The organism is Brevundimonas sp. FG128, from assembly GCF_057809775.1.
In genome coordinates this window covers 145,781-166,527 of record NZ_JBMDKP010000004.1, presented here as the reverse complement: position 1 = coordinate 166,527, position 20,747 = coordinate 145,781, and the positions used below count along the sequence as shown (strand labels likewise).

The following is a 20,747-nucleotide window of genomic DNA, read 5'->3' as shown; positions in this document are numbered from 1 at the left end:
CACAATGACCTTCTCCAGAATTCTCAAGACCTCGGCCTCCACCCTTGCGCGCGGCGCGGTCGGCGTCGCCGGCGGCCTGGCCCTGTTCGTCGCCATCGCCGGCGTCCCGGGCGACGCCCTGGCGCAGGCCGCCCCGGCCCAGACTGCGCCAGCCTCCGCTGCGCCTGCGATCCAGGGCGAAGGCCCCGCCCTGTGGGTCGTCAAGGATGCGGATTCGACGCTTTATCTGTTCGGCTCGGTCCATGTGCTGCGCCCCACGACCGGCTGGGCCAGCCCTCGCGTCGAGGCCGCCTTCGACAGCGCCTCGGACATCTGGTTCGAGATCAGCAATCCCGATGACCAGGCGGCCATCGTGCCCCTGATCCAGCAATACGGCCTGTCGCCGCAGACGCCCCTGTCCAGCCGCCTGACGGCCGAGGAGATGGCCGAACTGGATGCGGCGGCCCGCACCATGGGCGCCTCCGCCGCCCAGATGGAGCCGATGAAGCCCTGGCTGGCGGCCCTGACCCTGTCGGTCGCGCCCCTGACCAAGGCCGGTTACGATCCGCAGTCCGGCGTGGAGCTGGTGCTGAAGGCGCGGGCCGAGGCGGCCGGGAAGCCGATCCACGGCTTCGAGACCCTGGACAAGCAGATCGGCATCCTGGCCGGCCTGCCCGATGATGTGCAGATGGCCTTCCTGCGCGAGACGCTGAAGGATTACGAAAACGCCGTGACGATGCTGGACACCATGGTCGAGGCCTGGGCCGTCGGCGACGTGGACACCCTGGACCGCATCATGGTCGAGGAGATCAAGGACGCCTCGCCTGCGCTTTACAAGGCGCTGCTGGTGGACCGGAACACCAACTGGGCCGACCAGATCCAGACCCTGCTGGCGGGCTCCGGCACGACCTTCATCGCCGTGGGCGCCGGCCACCTGACTGGCGACGACAGCGTCCAGGCCATCCTGAAGTCGCGCGGCGTAACCGTCCAAGCCGCCGAATAACGCTCCGCCTTGAGCCCAGCCGCCCCTGCGGCTAAGGAACCCTGAGCAGGGCGTCGCCAGACGACGCCCTGCAGCCCGGCGCGGGTGTAGTTCAGAGGTAGAACGTCAGCTTCCCAAGCTGAATGTCAGGGGTTCGATTCCCCTCACCCGCTCCAGATCCCTGTGTTTCTCAGCGGCCCGCGATGGCCGAGAGGTCGGCGGCTGGGTCGATCGGGGTTCCGGCCGCCTTGCGTTCGGAATACCGGTCCACCAGCTGCTGTGCATGCGGCCGGGTCAGAATGGTGAACCGGACCAACTCCTCCATCACATCGACGATGCGGTCATAGTAGGCGGATGGCTTCATGCGTCCGGCGTCGTCGAACTCGGTGAAGGCCTTTGCGACGCTGGACTGGTTCGGGATGGTGATCATCCGCATCCAGCGGCCGAGCAGGCGCAGGGTGTTGACGGCGTTGAAGCTCTGCGAACCGCCGGAGACCTGCATGACCGCCAGGGTGCGGCCCTGGGTCGGGCGCATGCCGCCCATGTTCAGGGGCAGGTGGTCGATTTGCAGCTTCATGATCCCGGAGATCTGGCCATGCCGTTCCGGGCTGCACCAGACCATGCCCTCGGACCACAGGGCGTGCTCGCGCAGCTCATGCACCGCGCGATGATCGTCGCCCGCTACCTGGTCGGTCAGCGGCAGGTCCGACGGATCGAAGATGCGGATCTCGCACCCCATCCGCCGGAGCAGACGGGCCGCCTCCTCGACGCACAGACGCGAGAATGACCGCTCACGCAGCGAGCCGTAGAGCAGGAGGATACGGGGCGGCGGATCGCCGGGGCCGAGGCCCAGCGCCGGGGTGGTCGAAAGATAGGCGGGGTCCAGCGCGAGCAGGGCGTCGGGATCGGGCAGGGGACGCAGGCGGCTCATCCGCGCACGCGGCGACCGTCGGCGTCGATGACGACCTCGCCGTCCGCCTTGGTGAAGGGCTTCAGCCCCGCGTCGGGCAGCAGGTCCAGCACCGCCTCGGATGGGCGGCACAGCCTCACCCCCTTGGGCGAGACCACGATGGGACGGTTCATCAGTATGGGATGCGCCTCGATGGCGTCCAGCAGCTTGTCGTCCGACAGGGCCGGATCGCCCAGGCCCAACTCGGCATAGGGCGTGCCCCTCTCGCGCAAGATGTCGCGCACCGAAACGCCCATCCGTTCGACCAACTGGGCGACCAGGGTCCGGCTGGGCGGGGTCTTCAGATATTCGATGACGTGGGGCTCGACGCCAAGGCGGCGGATCAGCTCAAGCGCGTTGCGGGACGTCCCGCAGGCGGGGTTGTGGTAGATGACGACGTCCATGGGGGCCTCAATCGCAGCAGGGGGCCAGTTCGGCCAGCAGGGGTCGGCACAGGTCCGCGCGGCCTTCGCAGCAGTCCTTGAGCAGGAACAGCACCAGCGCACGCAGCCGATCCAGATCGGCGCGGTAGATGATCGAACGGCTACGCCGAATGGAGGTGATCAGCCCGGCGCGGGACAGCACGCCCAGATGCGCCGACATCGTATTGGTCGGGATGGCCAGCCGGTCGGCGATCTCGCCGGCGGGAAGACCCTCGGGTTCATGCCGCACCAACAGGCGAAAGGCGTCGAGCCGCGTTGTCTGCGCCAGGGCGGCGAGCGCCAGGATGGCGGGTTCGGATTCCATTATTCCAAGATACTGGAAATAAGGATCGACGCAAGCTACAGGACCGGATGCGGGCGCCGGTCCGCGCCGGAGCCGCCTGCGTGATCCTCGCCCTTCTGATCTTCGCCGTCACCATCACCCTGGTGATCTGGCAGCCTCGAGGGCTTCAGATCGGCTGGAGCGCGATGGGCGGTGCAGGCGCGGCCCTGCTGCTGGGCGTCGTGTCGCTGGGCGACATTCCGGTGGTCTGGAACATCGTGTGGAACGCGACGGCGACCTTCGTCGCCATCATCATCACCAGCCTGCTTCTGGACGAGGCGGGCTTCTTCGAATGGGCGGCGCTGCATGTGGGGCGGTGGGGCGGCGGTCAGGGGCGGCGGCTGTTCGTGCTGTTCGTCCTGTTGGGGGCGGCGGTGTCGACCCTGTTCGCCAACGACGGCGCGGCCCTGATCCTGACGCCCATCGTCATCGCCATGCTGCTGGCCCTGGGTTACGGCCCCAGGGCGACCCTGGCCTTCGTTATGGCGGCGGGGTTCATCGCCGATACGGCCAGCCTGCCGCTGGTGGTGTCGAACCTGGTCAACATCGTTTCGGCCGACTTCTTCGACATCGGTTTCGCCGACTATGCGTCAGTCATGATCCCGGTCGATCTGGCGGCCATCGCGGCGACCCTGGCGGCGCTGCTGATCTTCTTCTGGCGCGACATTCCCCCGGCCTATGAGGTCGAGCGGCTGGCGCATCCGGCCAGCGCGATCCGGGACCGGGCCACCTTCGTTGCAGGCTGGATCGTGCTGGGCCTGCTGCTGGTCGGTTTCTTCGCCCTGGAGCCCATGGGCGTGCCGGTCTCGGCGGTCGCCGCCGTCGGGGCGGTCGTCCTGCTGGTGGTGGCGGGGCGAGGCTCGGTGATCAGCACGACCAGGGTGCTGCGCGAGGCGCCCTGGCAGATCGTGATCTTCTCCATCGGCATGTATCTGGTGGTCTATGGGCTGCGAAACGCGGGGCTGGCCGATCATATCGCTGGACTGCTTGACCGGTTCGCCCAAGGCGGGGTGTGGGACGCGGCGTTTGGAACCGGCTTCCTGACCGCCATCCTGTCCTCCCTGGCCAACAACCTGCCCACGGTGCTGGTCGGCGCCCTGTCCATCGAGGCCTCCTCGGCGACGGGCGTGGTCAGGGAGGCGATGATCTACGCCAACGTCATCGGCAGCGACCTGGGCCCCAAGATGACCCCCATCGGCTCACTGGCCACCCTGCTGTGGCTGCACGTCCTGGCCCGCAAGGGCGTCCGCATCGGATGGGGCTATTATTTCAAGGTTGGCGTGGTGCTGACGATCCCCGTGCTGGCCGTGACCCTGGCGGCGTTGGCGATCAGACTGACGGTCTGAGGACGTCGGCTACGCCCCGGTTTCGGCAGCGTCGCCATAAGCACGCCCACCCTGCCTGCGGTTCAGCCCTTGGAACACGCTACAGATCATGACTGTATCAATATGATACAGGCTGCTGTATCGCTTGCTCCCTGACGGTCTGCGTCGCGGATGTCCGGCCACAGCCGAGCAGCTGATTTCCTATGCGCCGAAGTCGCCAAGCTATTCCAAGCTTGGCCTGAAAGGCGGGCGCTCCGGCCTGTTCGCCTACGGGCAGGCAGCCGGATTTCACAGAAATCATTGCCTATTTCCAATCTTGGGCGTAGAGCGACGTCGTTAACCTTTTGTTAACCAAAACCTGCCTTGCGCCCGAACGTCTCGATTCGGGATGGCACGGGTCTTGGAAGGAGGGGGCGATCCGTCGAACGCGGCGGACCGTCGAGGGACGGAAACGGGGTCGGGGAAATGAAAAGCACGTTCGGGGGCTTCGGCCCTGTTTCACGGCGCCTGAGCGTCGTGCTGGGTGCGGTCTCTGTGCTGGCGGCCGCCGCGGCGTCGCCGGCGATGGCCAAGCCGATCGACAATAATCTTGATGTCGGCAAGACCCTCACCGTCGCCGTCACCGGCCGGATCGTTCCGCGCTGCGAAATCCAGGGCGGCGGCGACATCGACTTCGGCGAACTGACGGGCGGCGAGCACGCCACAGCCCTGTTCGGTCTCGACTGCAACGTCCCGTTCGATCTGGGTGTCAGTTCGGCGCGGGGCGGTCTGGCCCACGTCAGCAAGCCGCAGGGCGAGGGGCCGTTCTCGGGCGTGCTGCCCTACGACGTGACCCTGACTGTGCCGACCCTGCGTCCGGAGCCGCGCGTGGTGCGCGCCAGTTTCAGCAGCAGCGACCATACCGGACTGCTCAGCAGCGGCGACGGCATCGCAGCGGGCGGCGGCAAGATCGAGTTCCGCACGCGACAGCCTTCCGGCGCAGGTCTCTTGGCCGGACAATATACGGAAACCCTGACGGTGACGGTCACGCCGCGCGTCTGACTGGTTTTAACAGAATTCGATCTCCCCACTGAGGATGTATTACTAATCGTCAGGGGAAGACGGATCGGTTTTGCTTGGATTGAGTAAAACTATAGTACTCGCCCGTAAGGTGAATCCGATGCAAATCATACCTAACGGCGTTTTTTACTGTTGACGTTCTTGTTAAGCTGGCGTTAACTCCTCACCGATCGGACGGGGAGGGACTGCCGCCTCGATCGAGTTTTATTTGCGAAATCATTCGCTTGGAGAGACTGAAATGAAAAAGTTCGCTTCCCTGATGGCCGGCGCTGCTGCGCTGGCTCTGACCGCCGCTCCGGCCATGGCTGACAGCGTCTATCAAGGCGCGGTAACGACCAACACGACCATCAATCTGCCGTTTATCGGCCCTGTGACTATCCAGAACACTACCAACAACACGGCTGCGGTGCTGGTTGCTGACCTGCTGAATCCCGGCCTCAACAGCAACACCTCGCTGATCGTGATCTCGGGCGGTTCGGCCGGCGACAACGGCACGGCTTCGACGAACGACGGCGCGACCTTCACCCTGAAGGGCGCTGTTTCGACGGACTGCGCCTATTACACGGGCAACGCCTCGACCACGATCGACTTCGGCACCATCGGCATCTACGCCTCGGACAACACCGGCCCGGCCAACGCCTTTGACATGACCGCTCCGGCGAACGTGTCGATCGACACCAACCTGGCCGGCTGCAACACCTCCAACACCGTCACCGTGTCCAAGAACGACATCCGCGGCCTGGTGAACAACTCGGGCGCCGGCTACGACTCCAACGTCTTCCAGGCCAACCTGCCTTACTCGGTCACCGGCTCCTACACCGCCGGCGCCGTCGGTTCGGCCGCTCCGGCCAGCCAGGGCAACTACATCAGCCTGGCGACCACCGCCAACTCCACCAGCGCCAGCCACGGCGCCTGGAAGTCGGCCATGTCGCTCGACGTCGCCATCCCGGTCCCCTCGAAGTCGCTGCTCGCCGGCGCCTACGAAGGTCAACTGACCGTCGCCATCCAAGCCTTCTGATCTTCAGAACGACTTGAGACCAAAGGGCGCCGGCATCCTGTCGGCGCCCGTTTCTCTTCCTAGGAAACATCACTGTGAAGCTTAACGCTCTCCTCGTCGGCGTCGCCGCTCTGGCCATCGCCTCCGCCGCCCAAGCGGACACCATCAAGTTCGGCAGCCGCACGAATGACGCAGGCGTCGATTACGCCTCGATCAAGGCGACCGACTACAGCGCTGCGACCAACGCCGGGCACAGCTTCTCGGCCTTCGCCGTCCAAGGCGGTTCGGCCGGCAACAACGGCACGGCTTCGACGAGCGACGGCGCGACCTTCACCCTGAAGGGCGCTGTTTCGACGGACTGCGCCTATTACACGGGCAACGCCTCGACCACGATCGACTTCGGCACCATCGGCATCTACGCCTCGGACAACACCGGCCCGGCCAACGCTTTTGACATGACCGCCCCGGCGAACGTGTCGATCGACACCAATCTGGCCGGCTGCAACACCTCCAACACCGTCACCGTGTCCAAGAACGACATCCGCGGCCTGGTGAACAACTCGGGCGCCGGCTACGACTCCAACGTCTTCCAGGCCAACCTGCCTTACTCGGTCACCGGCTCCTACACCGCCGGCGCCGTCGGTTCGGCCGCTCCGGCCAGCCAGGGCAACTACATCAGCCTGGCGACCACCGCCAACTCCACCAGCGCCAGCCACGGCGCCTGGAAGTCGGCCATGTCGCTCGACGTCGCCATCCCGGTCCCCTCGAAGTCGCTGCTCGCCGGCGCCTACGAAGGTCAACTGACCGTCGCCATCCAAGCCTTCTGATCTTCAGAACGACTTGAGAGACGAGGACAGGGGGGCTTCGCGCCCTCCTGTTTTCGTTTCGGTCACCATTGTTACGCCATGCTGTCGAAAGCTGGCGCGACGCTTGCAGAGGTTCCGGCGCGACGGCTCGCGACGGGATTCTCAAGCCGACGCCAGATCGGTCTTCGGGGGAAATACGACCATGTTGTCATCACTGAGCGTCCGCGCGGGACGGCCTATCGCCATGGCGATCGGTGTTCTGTTCGCCGCGGTCCTCGTCCTGGCCATCGCTGGCGCGGCATGGGCCATGCGGGTGTCGCCCATGGTGTCCGAACTGACGACAACCGGCGCCGGCTCCGCCGCCCGGATCGAGGTCGGCAACGTCGGCTCCGCCGCCCTGCCGTTCGAGACGCGCATCACCCGGATGGAGATCGACGCCGACGGCAATATGACCGAGACCGACGCGGACGAGGACTTCCTGGTCTTCCCGCCGCAAGGCCTGGTGCCGGTCAATGGCCGCCAGGTCGTGCGGGTCCAGTGGGTCGGCGAGCCGAACATAGACACGTCGCGCGCCTACTATCTGTGGGTCCGGCAGTTGCCGGTCGTCACCGATCCCAACGCCACGCCGGAGAGCGGCGGCGCCGTTTCGGTGCAGGTGCTCTACACCATGAAAGCGCTGATCGTGGTGGCGCCGCCCGGAGCGGAGCCCAAGGTCGAGGTGGTTTCGGTCACTCCGGCCATGGTCAGTCCGCCGGCGCCCGAGATCGATCCCAGCCTGTCGAACGGTCAGGCGGCGCCTCCGCCCCCCGAAGAGCCGGGCGTCGAGATCGTCGTCTCCAACACCGGCAAGCGTTACGCCCTGATGAGCGGCGCGACCTGGATCCTGGAAGGCACCGATGCGTCTGGCCAGCCTTTCCGGCGCGAATATGAAAGCGGCGAGGTCTCCAAGACCGTCGGGGTCGGATATCTGGCGCCCGGTGGGGGCAAGCGGACCTTCAAACTGCCGACCGGCGTCGCCCTCGATCCCGCCAAGCCTGTGACGTTGCGGTTCGGACGATGAGAACGCTGGGGGGAGGCGTTTCGGCGGTCGCATTGGCCTGGGGGCTGGCGTGCGTGCCGGATTCGGCGGCGATCGCGGCGGTGCGGGCCGCGAACCAAGCCTATGCCGAAGCCGCGCAAACTGCCGAAGACGTCACGGCGGCCCTGAACCGGGCCAGCCTGCAAGCCGCCGAAGCCGCCGTCACCGCGGTTCAAGCCGCCCAAGAAACCGTGCAAGCCGCAGCCGCAACGCCCGCAGCGCCCCCTTCGACATCCCCGCCGACGACAACGGCTGCTGCGCCGCCGCCGGCCGCACCCGGTCGCCGCGACATCAATCCCTACGACCGCGACATCCCCATGACGGTGCCGCTGAACTTCAACAGTCGCGTCCTGGGCGAACTGCCGGTCGTGCTGACGCGCGACGACCGCTTCATCGTCGACAGCGCCGGCTTCAAGACGTTGATCGACCCTCTGCTGACCCCGGAGGCCCAAGCCGAACTGACGGCCCATCTGCAAGGTGTCAGCTCCTTCGCGCCTGAGGAGATCAACGACACCGGGATCCAGCTCGACTACGATCCTGAGCAGTTGGCTGTGCTGGTGCTGCGGATCGACCCGACCAAACGGTCTGTGGAGTCGCTGTTCCGCGGCGGCAGTCCGGAAGAGCCGGGCCAGGCTCCGGAGCCGTTCAGCGCCTATCTGAACGCCAACATCGCGGTCCAGCGTCGGGAATCGACAGGCGACGTGGATACGCCCAGCGTGTTCCTGAACGGCGCCATCCGTTACAAGAGCCTGGTGTTCGAGGCTGACGTGCAGGGGCGCGAGGACCTGTTCACCGGCGAATACAATGTCGAGCGGCGCTACGCCCGCTTCGTCTATGATCAGCCCGAGGATTTCCGTCGCTGGTACCTGGGCGACCTGGAACCCGAGATCCGTGGTCGCCAGGGCTTTTCCGAGCTTGGCGGCGTTGGCGTGTCGCGCCAGCGCATGCGTTTCGATTCTTTCCGCAACAATGTTCTGGCCGGCGGCCGGCAACTGGTGCTGCAGGAAGCCTCCACTGTGCGCGTGCTCAGGAACGGCGTCTTCGTCCGCGAATTCCGCCTGGACCCTGGCCAGTACGACCTGACCAACCTGCCGCTCGAAACCGGCTCGAACGACATCCAGCTGGAGATCCAGAACGACTCCGGCCGGGCCCAGACGGTCTCCTACAGCGCCTATCTAGACGCGATCGAGCTGGAGCCGGGCGACTACGAATACGGGGCCTACATCGGCGCGATCAACAACGGCATCTTCGGCTCGCCCGACTATTCCGACGGCCGTGTCGCCTTCACCGGCTTCTGGCGCAAGGCGTTCGAGAACCGTCCGGCGATTGGCGTCGGTCTGCAGGCGTCGGAAGACGCCCAGACCCTCTCGGGCCAGAGCCAGATCATCCTGCGAAACGGCGCGCGCGTTCGTCTCGATGCGGCGGCCAGCAACGGCGATCCCGGCGCCGGCTACGCCTTCGCGCTCGGCTATGACCACATCGTCGATCTGGGCGACACCTATGACAGCTGGACGGTGGTCGCGGACTACACCTCCGAGGACTTCGCCACGATAGGCAATCCCACAGCGCAGAACCCGACGTCCTGGATCTTTTCCGGCGGCTATTCGCACCAATTCTCGCAGGACTGGCTGGCCAACGTCAGCGCTTCGTACCGGATGAGCCGCAGCGAGGTGATCGACGATTCCTATTCGGTCAACGCCACCAGCACCTACCGCTTCGCCCGCGACTGGAGCGCCCAGGTCGGGCTGGAATATTCGGACTTCGGCGCCAGCTTCGGCGGCTTCGAGTCCGCCGGCTTCGGCGCCACCTTCGCATTGATCTGGCAGCCCCGTTACGACCGCCGGGCCGAGGCGCGCTACAGTTCGGCGCGCAATAGCGGCAGCGTGCGCTTCCAGCAATCGACGGAGAACCGCGTGGGTTCCTACGGCTATTCGGTGGCTTCAACCTATGACGACGGGCCCTCGACCCTGTCGGGCCAGCTCGACTATATCGCCAACCGGTTCGACGCGAGCCTGAGCCACACGGCCTTCGGCAACGACTTCTCCGACATCACCCAGGAGCAGGTCACCACCTTGCGGGTCGGTTCGTCGATCTCGACCACCGGCGGCAAGGTCGCCGTGGGCCGCAACATCTACGACAGCTTCGCCATCGTCTATCCGCACAAGTCCATCGACGACCATCCGGTCATCGTCGGCGACAGCTTCCAGGGCGGCCGTTACACCGGCCGCAGCGGACTCTTGGGCGGCGCGGTCGCCAACAACCTTACGGCCTACGTCAATCAGTCCGTCCGATACGACGTGCTGAACGCCCCGCTGGGCTACAATATCGGCGACGGCATCGCGCGTGTTCGCCCTACCTACAAGAGCGGCTACGCCATCCAGGTCGGCAGCGCCAAGTTCGTCAGCGCCTTGGGCCGCCTGGTGGGCAACGCCAACCGGCCGGTCTCCCTGATGTCCGGTCGCGTCCGTCCCGTCGACGATCCGAACGCAGAACCCGAGCTGTTCTTCACCAACTCGGTCGGCCGGTTCGCCGTGCAGAATCTGGAGCCTGGCAAGCGCTATCGCGTCGAGCTGTTCTCTGAGCCCGCCCTTGGCTTCGAATTCACCGTGCCTGCAGACAACGAAGGTCTGCTAGACCTTCAGGTCGTGGTCGTGCCTCTCGACGTGCCCGAAGCCTGAAGCCCCGAAGACTGAAGCCAAGGAGGCTGAAATGTCCCGTATCCGTACTTCCGCGCTGCTCATGGCCGCCGCCGCGACCGCCACTTTTCTGGGCGCCGCTCCGACCCAGGCCCAGACCAGCGGTTGCCGTCTGGTGGTCGAGTCCGGCGCCGATCAATGGCTGATGCGCTACGACCCGTTCGATCAGGATGTCGCGCTTCAGGAGTTCGATGTCGCCGTGGTCAACCAAGGCGACGCGCCTTGCGCCGCCGTCAGCCGTGTCGAGTTGCGCGGTGAACAGTTCGGCCTGTCGCATGAGGCTGGCGCCCAGCGCATGCCCTATGCCCTGGTCGATGAACGCGGCGGGGCGGATGTCACACCTCGGGCGGGCCAGAGCGCGCGCCGGATCGGTGTGCGGCCGCTGAACCTGGCGCCGGGCGAGCGCGGCCTGATGCGCTTTTCCTTCACCGCCGCACCCTCCGAGACGCTGTCGGCGGGCCTGTATTCGCAGAACGCCTTCATCAATCTGGAAACCACGGACGGCCGACCGCTGGCGGAAAAGCCGGTCACGCTCAGCATCGAGGTGCCGTCCGCAGCGGTCATGGGCCTGAAGGGCGAGTTTCGTCGCAGCGGGGGGACGCCCACCATCGATCTGGGCGAGTTGAAGCAGGGCGTTCGCCAACTGCGCACCACCCTCTATGTGCTGAGCACCGCCGGCTATAGCGTCTCGGTCGCCTCGCAAAACCGTGGCCGTCTGCGCCAGGGCGCCAGCGACTGGTATGTGCCCTATGGTCTGGCGCTGGGCGATCGCGACATGGACCTGACGCGCGGCGGACGGCTGGACGTGGTGTCGCGCCGCGCCCGGCTGGACGACTATCCGTTGACGATCAGCGTCGGCAGCACGACGGGCAAACGCGCGGGCGACTATTCGGACATCCTGACCTTCACGGTCGCCGCACTCTGAAGCGGAATTGATAGAGGCGGGGACGCTGCGCGCCCCCGCCTCTATTGAACCTGAGTTGTGGTCGCCGCCGTCAGATCGGCTGGATCGTCAGCGCCAGGATCAGCGGCTGCTCCAGTTCGACTTCGTTGAAGCGGTAAGAAACCGAGCGGATGGTGGCGATGCTGGAGCGTCGCAGCACCTGGCCGCCGGACTTGTCCAGATCGAACGTCCGGTCGCCATAGAACATCGTCGCCTTTTCGGTCGGCGACAGGGGGCGGTACTGGGCCGAGACGGTGAAGCCGCCGGGGCTGTTGCAGGCCTCGACCACCTCGCCGGAGCGGCCGCTTTCAGCCATCACGGTCGAGGTCGGCTTCACCCAGCAGGCGACGGGAACGGTGGCGCGCAGGCGATAGGTGCCGCCCGCGGTCGATCCGGCCATGGCCGGCGCGGCGGCGAACAGGCCGAGGCCGAGCGTGGCGGCGGCGAGAGCGCGTAGGATACCTTGGGTCATAGCGGTTCCGATCTGCACATTGCAGAGGAACCCTAGGCCCGCGCCTGTTAAGGTCCGGCGAGCGAACAGGCCTAACGCGGCCTAAAGCATAATGAGCGTTTTCTTACCGGAGGCGCGGTCGGCGCTCAGGTCGGCGGCTCGACCGGACGCGCTGCATTCTCTCGGGCGTAGCGCTGGGCGATCACGGTGCAGGCGAACAGCTGGATCTGGTGGAACAGCATGATCGGCAGGACGATCAGCGGCACCCCGTGACCGGCGAACAGGATGCCGGCCATGGGGATGCCGGTGGCCATGCTCTTCTTGGAGCCGCAGAACAGGATGACGATCCGGTCGGGGCGGTCGAACCGGAGCAGACGACCCGCAGCCAGGGTCAGGCTCAGCACTATGGCCAGCAGGACGATGTTCAGGCCGATGACCTTGGCCAGGTCCGCCGGCGCGACCTGGGACCAGACGCCGGCGACGACGCCCTCGCTGAAGGCGGCGTAGACGATCAGCAGGATGGAGCCGCGGTCCACCAGGCCGGTCAGTTTGGCGTGGCGGGCGAGCCAGCCCTTGAGCAGCGGGCGACACAGCTGGCCCACGGCGAACGGGGCCAGGATCTGCAGGCCGATGTCGAGGATGGATTGCAGATGGATGCCGCCATTTGCGCCGCCGATCGTCAGGGCGACCAGAAGCGGCGTCACGATCACGCCCAGCAGATTCGACAGGCTGGCGCTGGTCAGGGCGCCCGCGACATTGCCTCCGGCGATGGAGGTGAAGGCGATGGAGGACTGCACCGTGGACGGCAACAGGCACAGATAGAGCATCCCGGTCAGCAGATCGGGCTGAAGCGAGCCGCGCATCAGGAAGACGAGGCAAAGCCCCAGCAGCGGAAACAGCAGGAAGGTCGACAGGAAGACCGTGCCCTGAAGCCGCCAGTGCAGCAGGCCCGCGCCGATGGCCGCCGGCGACATCCGCGCGCCATACAGGAAGAACAGCAGGGCGATGGCCGCCTTGACCACCCAGTCCATGACCACGGCGGCCTGTCCGCTGGCGGGCAGCAGCGCCGCCAGCACCACCATGCCGATCAGGGCCAGAAGATAGCCGTCGATCGGCAGGCGGGACAGGAGGCGACGCATCGCGCACAGATACGCGTTCGCCGCTTCGCTTCAAACCCTCGGGTGGTCAGGCCCCGGCGCGGTTCTCGACCAAGTCGTCCACGACGGAGGGATCGGCCAGGGTCGAGGTGTCGCCCAGGGCGCCGATCTCGTTCTCGGCGATCTTGCGCAGGATGCGACGCATGATCTTGCCCGAGCGGGTCTTGGGCAGGCCCGGCGCCCACTGGATCACGTCGGGCGCGGCGATGGGGCCGATCTCGTGGCGGACGTGGGCGACCAGGGCCTTGCGCAGCTCCTCGGTCGCCTCGACCCCCTTGTTCAGGGTGACATAGGCGTAGATGCCCTGGCCCTTGATGTCGTGGGGGTAACCGACGACCGCCGCCTCGGCGACGTCGTCATGCAGGACCAGGGCGCTCTCGACTTCGGCCGTGCCCATCCGGTGGCCCGACACATTGATGACGTCGTCCACCCGGCCGGTGATCCAGTAGTAGCCGTCCGCGTCGCGGCGGCAGCCGTCGCCAGTGAAGTAACGGCCCGGATAGGTCGAGAAATAGGTGTCGAAGAACCGCTGGTCGTCGCCATAGACGGTGCGCATCTGGCCCGGCCAACTGTCGGTGATGCACAGATTGCCGGACGCGGCGCCCTCCAGGGGCTGACCCTCGGCGTCCACGATCTCAAGCTCGACGCCCGGCAGGGGCAGGGTCGCCGATCCGGGCTTCAGGTCCGTGGCGCCGGGCAGGGGGGTGATCAGATGGCCGCCCGTTTCGGTCTGCCACCAGGTGTCCACGATGGGGCAACGACCGTCGCCGACCACCTCGTGATACCAGCGCCAGGCCTCGGGATTGATCGGCTCGCCCACCGTGCCCAAGAGACGCAGTGAGGCCCGCGATGAGGCTTTGACCGGCGCATCGCCTTCGCGCATCAGGGCGCGCAGGGCCGTGGGGGCCGTGTAGAAGATCTCCACCTTGTGCTTGTCCACCACCTGCCAGAACCGGCCGGCGTCGGGATAGTTGGGCACCCCCTCGAACATCAGGGTCGTCGCCGCATTCGCGAGCGGCCCATAGACCATGTACGAATGGCCAGTGACCCAACCCACGTCGGCGGTGCACCAGAAGACCTCGCCGGGGCGATAGTCGAAGACGATCTCGTGCGTCCAGGCGGCCCAGAACAGATAGCCGCCCGTGGTGTGCAGCACGCCCTTGGGCTTTCCGGTCGAACCCGAGGTGTAGAGGATGAACAGCGGATCCTCGGCGTTCATCGGCTCGGGCGGGCAGTCGGCGCCGACCTTCACGGCCTCCAGCCCATAGTCGAAGTCGCGGCCCTCGATCATCGGCACATCGCGGTCGGTGCGGCGCACGACCAGGACGGTGTCGACCTCCACCTTGGTCAGGGCCTCGTCCACATTGGCCTTCAGCGGCACATGTTTGCCGCCGCGCAGACCTTCGTCTGCGGTGATGACCAAGTTGGACCCGCAGTCCTCGATCCGGCCGCACAGGCTGTCGGGCGAGAAGCCGCCGAAGACGACGGAGTGGATGGCCCCGATGCGGGCGCAGGCCAGCATGGCGTAGGCCGCCTCGGGGATCATGGGCAGATAGAGCGTGATCCGGTCGCCCTTCTTGGCCCCATGCGCCTTCAGCACATTGGCCATGCGGCAGACCTCGGCATGCAGTTCGCCGAAGGTGATGTGGCGGCTGTCGGCGGGATCGTCGCCTTCCCAGATGATGGCGACCTCGTCCTTGCGGTGGGGCAGGTGGCGGTCGATGCACTCGACGGAGACGTTCAGAACGCCGTCCTCGAACCAGCGAATGCGGAAGTCTTCCTTGTCGAACGAGACGTCCTTGATCCTGGTCGGCGGGGTGATCCAGTCCAGACGCCTGGCCTGTTCGGCCCAGAAGGCGTCGGGCGTCTCGCGCGCCGCGATCCGCGCCGCCTCATAGGTCTCCCGGTTCATATGGGCCTTGGCGGACCAGTCGGCAGGGACGGGATAGAGGTCGGGATCAGGCACGCGAGACATCTCCTGGGGAAATCAGAATCCGTATTTGGCGAACAGGATCAGACGGGTCATGTCGCCGCTGGCGCCGGTCTCGATCTCGCGATCAGCGAACATAAGCTCGGCCCCCACATCAAACGCAGTAACCGGCGACCAGATCAAATTCGCATGGATGCTCTGGGCGGAACGGTTGACCGTCAGGCCGGTGAAACCGGTGTCGTTGTCCACCTTCTGGGCCGACCAGATCAGGCTGGAGCGCCAGCCGGGCGCCCAGACGTGGCGATAGGCGGCGAAGCCGGCGACCAGGCCGATCGAGTCCAGCTCTCCCGAGGCGTCCAGCACCGCGTCGTTGGAGAAGTTCAGCCCGACGTAGCGGCCGATGCCCTCGCCGCCGGTCAGCATCAGGCGGATGTCGTCCTTGGACCCGACCTTGATCTTGGTCGAGGCCGACAAGCCCCAGCCGGTCGCGGTGGAATCGATGTCGGTCGCCGGGTTCTGGTATTTCAGCTGACGCAGCAGGCCGGCGAACTGCAGGTCGCCCCACGGCCGCGTCATGGCGTAGCGGGCGGTGACGTCGGGCAGGCTGTTGTCGTCGGCGATCACGCGAGCGCCGCCGCCGAACGGGCTGACGGTCGTCTCGGGGTTCTCGACCGAGATCGAAAGGGGGCCGCGCGTGTAGCGGACCTGGGCCTGGCGGACGAAGACGGTGCCTTCCGCCGCGCCGATGAAGTCGGCGGATTCGGGCAGGACGGCGGTGTTCTGGAAGTTCGTCCATTCCTGGCCGATCAGCCAGTTGTCGATGGTGACGAAGGCGCGGCGCAGGGCCGGATTGGCCGGGCTGGTCGTGCGCTGATCGCCGGCGCCGGGCAGGGTCTGGAAATCCATTTCCAGCCGGGTGCCGATCTTGTGGCCGCCGACCACGCCGTCGGTGGTCAGCCAGAACCGGGTCTGACGGGCGTTGAAGTCGGTCGCCGTATCCTCGTCGGCGCCGCCGATGGGGATGGAGCCGGGGATGTGGAATTCACGCAGGGCGTCGCCGTTCGCGGGATCGCCGCCGGAATAGTTCGAGACCGAGGCGTCCACCTTGACGAAGCCGCCGAACTTGACCGTGTGGTCGCCGATGCGGAAGCCGTCGCTGGGCACGGGGGCGGCGGCCTGCTGGACCGGCGCCGGGGCGGCCGGGCGGGTTTCCAGGCGGATGATGTCCTGCTGCGCGGCCTGCTGGGTCCGGGCCGCGACGACCTCGGACTTCAGCGCGTTCAGCTGAGCTTCGAGCTGGGCGATGCGCGCCTCGAGCGCGGCCTGGTCCTGGGCCGAGGCGATGCTGGGCGACGCCAGCAGCGCGACGGCGGCGGCTCCCGCCATTAGACTTGTCTTGATCATGATGAATCCTCCCGCGCCCGTCTAACGCGAGCGTCCCTTCGAAAACCTTTCCGCCTCCCACCGACGCTGGCCATTGGCCATTGGTCTAATTTCGACCAAAGTCGAACCGGGCCATGATGTCGCGTGACGTGGCCGAAACAGACGCCACGCACGGGAAGGACGCCATGGATCGCATCGTCATCGCCGACGACCATCCGCTGTTTCGGGCCGCGCTGCGGTCCGCCGTCGCCAAGGCGGCGCCGGGCGCGGCCGTCGTGGAATGCGCCAGCCTGGCCGAGGCCCGCTCCGCGATGCAGGCGGGATCGACGGACCTCTTGCTGCTGGACCTGAAGCTGTCGGACGTCGAAGGCCTGGCCGGCCTGGCCGCCGTGCGCGCCGAACAGCCGACCGTGCCGGTCGCCGTCGTCTCGGCCAGCGAGGAGGCGGCGGTGGTGCGCCATGCGCTGGGCCTGGGCGCGGCCGGTTTCATTCCCAAGTCCTCGTCCCTGCCGCAGATGATCGAGGCCATCGCCGCCATCCTGGCCGGGGACGGCTGGGCGCCGGACGTGCCGGACGCGGACGAGGACGACGACGTGGCCGGTCGCGTCGCCAGTCTGACGCCGTCGCAACTGCGGATCCTGGAGGGGCTGAAAGCCGGTCGGCTGAACAAGCAGATTGCCTTCGAGTTGGGCGTGTCGGAGGCGACCATCAAGGCGCACCTGACCAGCGTCTTTCGCAAGCTGGGCGTTCAGAACCGAACCCAGGCGGTGATCCTGGCCACGCAGATGGACCCCGCCTAGCTCGACAGGAAGGCCTTCAGCGTCGCCGGCTTCAGAGGTTTGGGCAGCAGCACGGCGCCCGCCGCAGAGGCCTGTTCCTTCAGGCCGTCGCGGGTGTCGGCCGTCACCAGGGCGATGCGGCGCACGCCGCGCGGCCTCAACCAGTCGATGACGTCGAAGCCTTCGGGCCCATCGCCCAGGTGAAGATCGACCACGGCGGCGTCAAACGGACCCTCCGCCGCCTTGGCGGCTTCGACCCCGGCCGCCAGGGTCGGCCTGGCGCCCCAGCGGGTCAGCAAGGCGTTCAGCGCGTCCAGTATCACCGGCTCATTGTCCACGCACAGGACGCGCAGACCGGCCAGCGGCAGACGCGGCTCGCGCACCGGCGCGACCTCGATCACCGGCTCGGGCGCGGTCCGGGGCGCGATGATGCGGAAGGTCGCGCCGCGTCCGACGCGCGAGCTGAGTTCGAGCGGATGATCCAGCAGGGCCGACAGTCGGCGAACGATGGCCAAGCCCAGACCCGCGCCCGGCTCGTCCACCGGCGCGCCCGGCAGGCGCACGAACTCGCCGAAGACGGTCTCGTGGTCGGCGTCGGCTATGCCTCGCCCGGTGTCGCTGACGAACAGACGCACGGTGTCGCCATGCGGCCGGGCGCCCACCACGACACGGCCCGTGTCGGTGTAGCGAATGGCGTTGGCCAGAAGGTTCTGTAGCATCGAGCGCAGCAGGTCCCGGTCCGACGCCGCCCACAGTCGCGTCGGCGCGATCTTCAACCGCAGGCCCTTGGCCTGGGCCACCGGCCCGAACTCGCGCCGAAGCTCGTCGAACAGGCCGCCCAGCGACAGTCGCGTCACATTGGTCCGCACCCCGCCCGCCTCCAGCTTCGACAGGTTCAGCAGGGCGGTCAGCAGGCGGTGGGCGCTGTCGATGGCCCGGTCGGCGTTGACGGCCAGGGTGCGGCTGGTCGGGTCGGCGTCGGGGCCGGAAACGGCGGGCTCCTCCTTCAGGGCGGCGATGAACAGCCGCGCCGCGTGCAGGGGTTGCAGCAGGTCGTGGCTGGCGGCGGCCAGAAAGCGGCTCTTGGAGGCGGTGGCTTCCTCGGCGACGCGGCGGGCCTCGTCCAGTCGGGCGGTGCGGTCCGCGACACGGGCCTCCAGCCGTTCGTTGGCCTCCTCCAGCTCGCGCGCGGCGCGTCGCAAGGCGGTGATGTCGGTATAGCTGGTCGCATAGCCGCCGCCGGGAATGGGCGCGCCGGATGAGCGCAGCACCCGGCCGTCAGGCTGCTGGCGTTCGTGATCGTGCGGGATGCGGCGGCTCAGCGCCTCCAGCCGCCGCTCGACCCAGGCCTCGATGTCGTCGGGGCTTTCGCCGCGTTCGGCGTTCAGGCGATAGATGTTGGCGATGGGCAGGCCGACGTGGACGAAACCGACGGGCAGGTCGAACATGGCGACATAGCGCCGGTTCCAGGCCGTGACGCGCAGGTCGTCGTCGACCACGATCACGCCCTGGTCGATGTTGTCCAGCGTGGTCTGCAGCAGGTCGCGGTTGAACTGGACGGCCTGGGACGCCTCGTCCAGCATCCGCACGACATCCTCCGGCGCGCGACCGACGCCGGCCAGGGCTGCCGCGATGACTCGCCGGGCCGAGGCCGCGCCGATGGCGCCCGCCAGCATCCGCTCCGCCGCCCGGGCCAGGGCCGCGTCCGCCGGGTCGGCGTCGCGCAGTCGGCGATCGGCCTCTCGGGACCAAGCGGCGAAGGCGCGCTCGGCGCGCTCGTCGCCGATGAAGCGGGCGACCAGGGCGCGCAGGTCTCCGACCGAGGCGCCGGACGGCGGCGAGCCGATCTCCAGCCAGTCCGGCCCCAGCCGGTCCACGAAGGCGCGCGCCTGGACCCGGTCGATCAGGCGCGGCTGGGCGAAGCGCGACACACCCACATAGGCGGCCAGGTTCAGCGACAGGCTGACGAAGACGCCCAGCGCCAACGGATCGCGGATGCCCATCATGACGTGAAGATGCCAGGGCGCGTCCGGCACCAGCTGGGGCAGGGCCAGCATGACGACCCAGACGCCGCCGCCGACCAGCAGCCCGGCCAGCGCGCCATGAGCGTGCCCGCCTCGCCACAGCACGGCGCCGAACAGCGCCGGGGCCAGCTGGGCCATGGCCGCGAAGGACACCAGCCCCATGGCCGCCAGCCCCCGCGACTGGTCCATCGCCTGGTAATATAGCCAGGCCAGCAGCAGGATGGCGACGATGGCGACGCGCCGCACCTGCAGGATGGTCCCCGCCATGTTCGAGGCGTCGCCGCGCGCACGCCAGCGATCCCGCGCCAGGAACGGCAGGATCAGGCTGTTGGACACCATGGCCGACAGGGCCACGGCCTCGACGATGACCATCGCGGTGGCGGCCGAGAAGCCGCCGACGAAGACGATGGCGGTCAGGGTCGCCTCGCCTCTTCCAAAGGGCAGGGCCAGGACCAGCAGGTCCGGGTTCACCGCCGGGGCGAACAGGGCGCCGGCCGCCACTAGCGGCACGATCGCCAGACTGGTCAGCAGCAGATAGAGGGGAAAGATCCAGCGCGCCCGCTTCACGTCCGACGGGGCCGCGCCCTCGACGAAGGCGACGTGGAACTGCCGCGGCAGGCAGAAGATCGCCAGGGTCGCCACCAGGGTGATGGCGGTGAAGCGCGAGGTGATCTGCGGCGGCGCGGCCAGGGCGCCGAGCCCGTCGACGATCCGGGTCGGCGCGCCGTCGTCGAACAGAAGAAACAGGGCGAAGACGGCCACGAAGACCAGCGCGCCCAGCTTGACGATGGATTCCAGACCGATGGCCTGGATCAGGCCGCGATTGTGCTCGGTCAGATCGGGACGGCGGGCGCCGAACAGAATGGCGAAGCCCGCCAGCACCGCCGCCAGGGCCAGGACCGTCAGGCGCTCCGACCCCGCCGCCACCGTCCCCCGGGTCAGCAGTTCGCCGGCCATGGACAGGGATTTCAGCTGAAGGGCGATGTAGGGCAGCGATCCCAGGATGGCCAGGATCGTCACCGCCGCGCCCAGCGTCTGGCTCTTGCCGTAGCGAGAGGCCACGAAGTCGGCGATGGAGCCGACGTTCTCGCGCCGGGCGGCGGCGGCGATGCGCCGCCACAGGGGGAACATGACCGTCAGGCCGATGACCGGCCCGATATAGATGGGCAGATATTCCCAGCCGTCGCGCGCGGCCGTGCCGACCGCGCCGTAGTAGGTCCAGGACGTGCAGTAGATCGCCAGGGACAGGGCGTAGATCGACGGTCCCAGGCCGCCGCCCCGGCTGCGTACCGAAGGCCGTTCCTGATGCCAGGCCACGGCGAACAGCACCGCCATATAGGCGACGACCAGGCCGAAGATCAGCAGGATGAACATGGCCGCATCAGACCCGGACGGTGAAGGTTTCACAAGCGAAAGGGCGGGCCGTTCGAAAACGGCCCGCCCC

General features: G+C 67.4%; 17 protein-coding genes and 1 tRNA gene. 10 read left to right on the top strand and 8 right to left on the bottom strand.

The window, feature by feature from the left end; genetic code table 11:
- Positions 1 to 4: 4 nt before the first annotated feature.
- Both ACODSC_RS12300 and ACODSC_RS12295 read left to right on the top strand, forming a co-directional pair.
- Positions 5 to 982 (top strand): TraB/GumN family protein, encoded by a 978-nt coding sequence (locus tag ACODSC_RS12300; protein ID WP_488814240.1) that lies wholly within the window; start codon positions 5 to 7, stop codon positions 980 to 982.
- 80 nt (positions 983 to 1,062) lie between these two features.
- Positions 1,063 to 1,137: transfer RNA gene (locus ACODSC_RS12295), tRNA-Gly, on the top strand.
- A 14-nt stretch (positions 1,138 to 1,151) separates the two neighbouring features.
- Here the strand turns inward: ACODSC_RS12295 and arsH are convergent.
- Genes arsH through ACODSC_RS12280 form a run of 3 tightly spaced genes read right to left on the bottom strand, consistent with a single transcriptional unit; the run spans position 1,152 to position 2,657 of the window.
- Positions 1,152 to 1,892: an arsenical resistance protein ArsH gene (gene arsH, locus ACODSC_RS12290; RefSeq protein WP_488814239.1), complete on the bottom strand. Its 741-nt coding sequence runs from the start codon at positions 1,890 to 1,892 to the stop codon at positions 1,152 to 1,154.
- Positions 1,889 to 2,314, bottom strand: coding sequence for an arsenate reductase (glutaredoxin) (gene arsC, locus ACODSC_RS12285; RefSeq protein WP_488814238.1), 426 nt, complete (start codon positions 2,312 to 2,314; stop codon positions 1,889 to 1,891). The genes arsH and arsC overlap by 4 nt, the downstream gene beginning before the upstream one ends.
- Positions 2,315 to 2,321: 7 nt before the next feature.
- Complete coding sequence (locus tag ACODSC_RS12280) at positions 2,322 to 2,657, bottom strand: ArsR/SmtB family transcription factor (RefSeq protein WP_488814237.1); 336 nt, start codon at positions 2,655 to 2,657, stop codon at positions 2,322 to 2,324.
- Positions 2,658 to 2,737: 80 nt separating this feature from the next.
- On the opposite strand from ACODSC_RS12280, the gene ACODSC_RS12275 reads away from it, so the two are divergent.
- The 7 genes from ACODSC_RS12275 to ACODSC_RS12245 all read left to right on the top strand — a co-directional run bounded on the left by ACODSC_RS12275 (position 2,738) and on the right by ACODSC_RS12245 (position 11,561).
- The gene (locus tag ACODSC_RS12275; protein ID WP_488814236.1) at positions 2,738 to 4,021 is read left to right on the top strand and encodes an arsenic transporter; all 1,284 of its coding nucleotides are present in this window, start codon (positions 2,738 to 2,740) and stop codon (positions 4,019 to 4,021) included.
- Between the two features lie 444 nt (positions 4,022 to 4,465).
- A complete protein-coding gene (locus tag ACODSC_RS12270; protein WP_488814235.1) occupies positions 4,466 to 5,041 on the top strand; it encodes a hypothetical protein in 576 nt (191 codons plus the stop codon).
- Between the two features lie 256 nt (positions 5,042 to 5,297).
- Complete coding sequence (locus ACODSC_RS12265) at positions 5,298 to 6,077, top strand: hypothetical protein (RefSeq protein ID WP_488814233.1); 780 nt, start codon at positions 5,298 to 5,300, stop codon at positions 6,075 to 6,077.
- Positions 6,078 to 6,151: 74 nt separating this feature from the next.
- The gene (locus ACODSC_RS12260) at positions 6,152 to 6,883 is read left to right on the top strand and encodes a hypothetical protein (protein WP_426024583.1); all 732 of its coding nucleotides are present in this window, start codon (positions 6,152 to 6,154) and stop codon (positions 6,881 to 6,883) included.
- Positions 6,884 to 7,064: 181 nt separating this feature from the next.
- Complete coding sequence (locus ACODSC_RS12255) at positions 7,065 to 7,922, top strand: fimbrial biogenesis chaperone (RefSeq protein ID WP_488814231.1); 858 nt, start codon at positions 7,065 to 7,067, stop codon at positions 7,920 to 7,922.
- Entirely contained in the window at positions 7,919 to 10,618 is a 2,700-nt protein-coding gene (locus ACODSC_RS12250) for a fimbria/pilus outer membrane usher protein (RefSeq protein ID WP_488814230.1), read from the top strand. Before ACODSC_RS12255 ends, ACODSC_RS12250 begins: the two co-directional genes overlap by 4 nt.
- 31 nt (positions 10,619 to 10,649) lie before the next feature.
- Positions 10,650 to 11,561, top strand: coding sequence for a hypothetical protein (locus tag ACODSC_RS12245; protein ID WP_488814229.1), 912 nt, complete (start codon positions 10,650 to 10,652; stop codon positions 11,559 to 11,561).
- A 70-nt stretch (positions 11,562 to 11,631) separates the two neighbouring features.
- On the opposite strand, the gene ACODSC_RS12240 is transcribed toward ACODSC_RS12245, so the two are convergent.
- The 4 genes from ACODSC_RS12240 to ACODSC_RS12225 form a co-directional block, all read right to left on the bottom strand.
- Positions 11,632 to 12,051: a hypothetical protein gene (locus ACODSC_RS12240; protein WP_488814228.1), complete on the bottom strand. Its 420-nt coding sequence runs from the start codon at positions 12,049 to 12,051 to the stop codon at positions 11,632 to 11,634.
- A 125-nt stretch (positions 12,052 to 12,176) separates the two neighbouring features.
- Positions 12,177 to 13,169, bottom strand: a complete 993-nt coding sequence (locus ACODSC_RS12235; RefSeq protein WP_488814227.1) for a bile acid:sodium symporter family protein — start codon at positions 13,167 to 13,169, stop codon at positions 12,177 to 12,179.
- A 46-nt stretch (positions 13,170 to 13,215) separates the two neighbouring features.
- Positions 13,216 to 15,162 carry an acetate--CoA ligase gene (gene acs / locus ACODSC_RS12230; RefSeq protein ID WP_488814226.1) on the bottom strand — a complete coding sequence of 649 codons (1,947 nt, stop codon included), beginning with the start codon at positions 15,160 to 15,162 and terminating at the stop codon, positions 13,216 to 13,218.
- A gap of 12 nt (positions 15,163 to 15,174) precedes the next feature.
- Positions 15,175 to 16,521: a DcaP family trimeric outer membrane transporter gene (locus ACODSC_RS12225; RefSeq protein WP_488814225.1), complete on the bottom strand. Its 1,347-nt coding sequence runs from the start codon at positions 16,519 to 16,521 to the stop codon at positions 15,175 to 15,177.
- A gap of 164 nt (positions 16,522 to 16,685) precedes the next feature.
- Between ACODSC_RS12225 and ACODSC_RS12220 the strand changes: the two genes are divergently transcribed.
- Positions 16,686 to 17,300, top strand: coding sequence for a response regulator transcription factor (locus tag ACODSC_RS12220; RefSeq protein ID WP_488814224.1), 615 nt, complete (start codon positions 16,686 to 16,688; stop codon positions 17,298 to 17,300).
- Here the strand turns inward: ACODSC_RS12220 and ACODSC_RS12215 are convergent.
- On the bottom strand, positions 17,297 to 20,677 hold the full coding sequence (locus ACODSC_RS12215; protein ID WP_488814222.1) for a PAS-domain containing protein: 3,381 nt from the start codon (positions 20,675 to 20,677) through the stop codon (positions 17,297 to 17,299). The genes ACODSC_RS12220 and ACODSC_RS12215 overlap by 4 nt on opposite strands.
- Between the last annotated feature and the right edge of the window lie 70 nt (positions 20,678 to 20,747).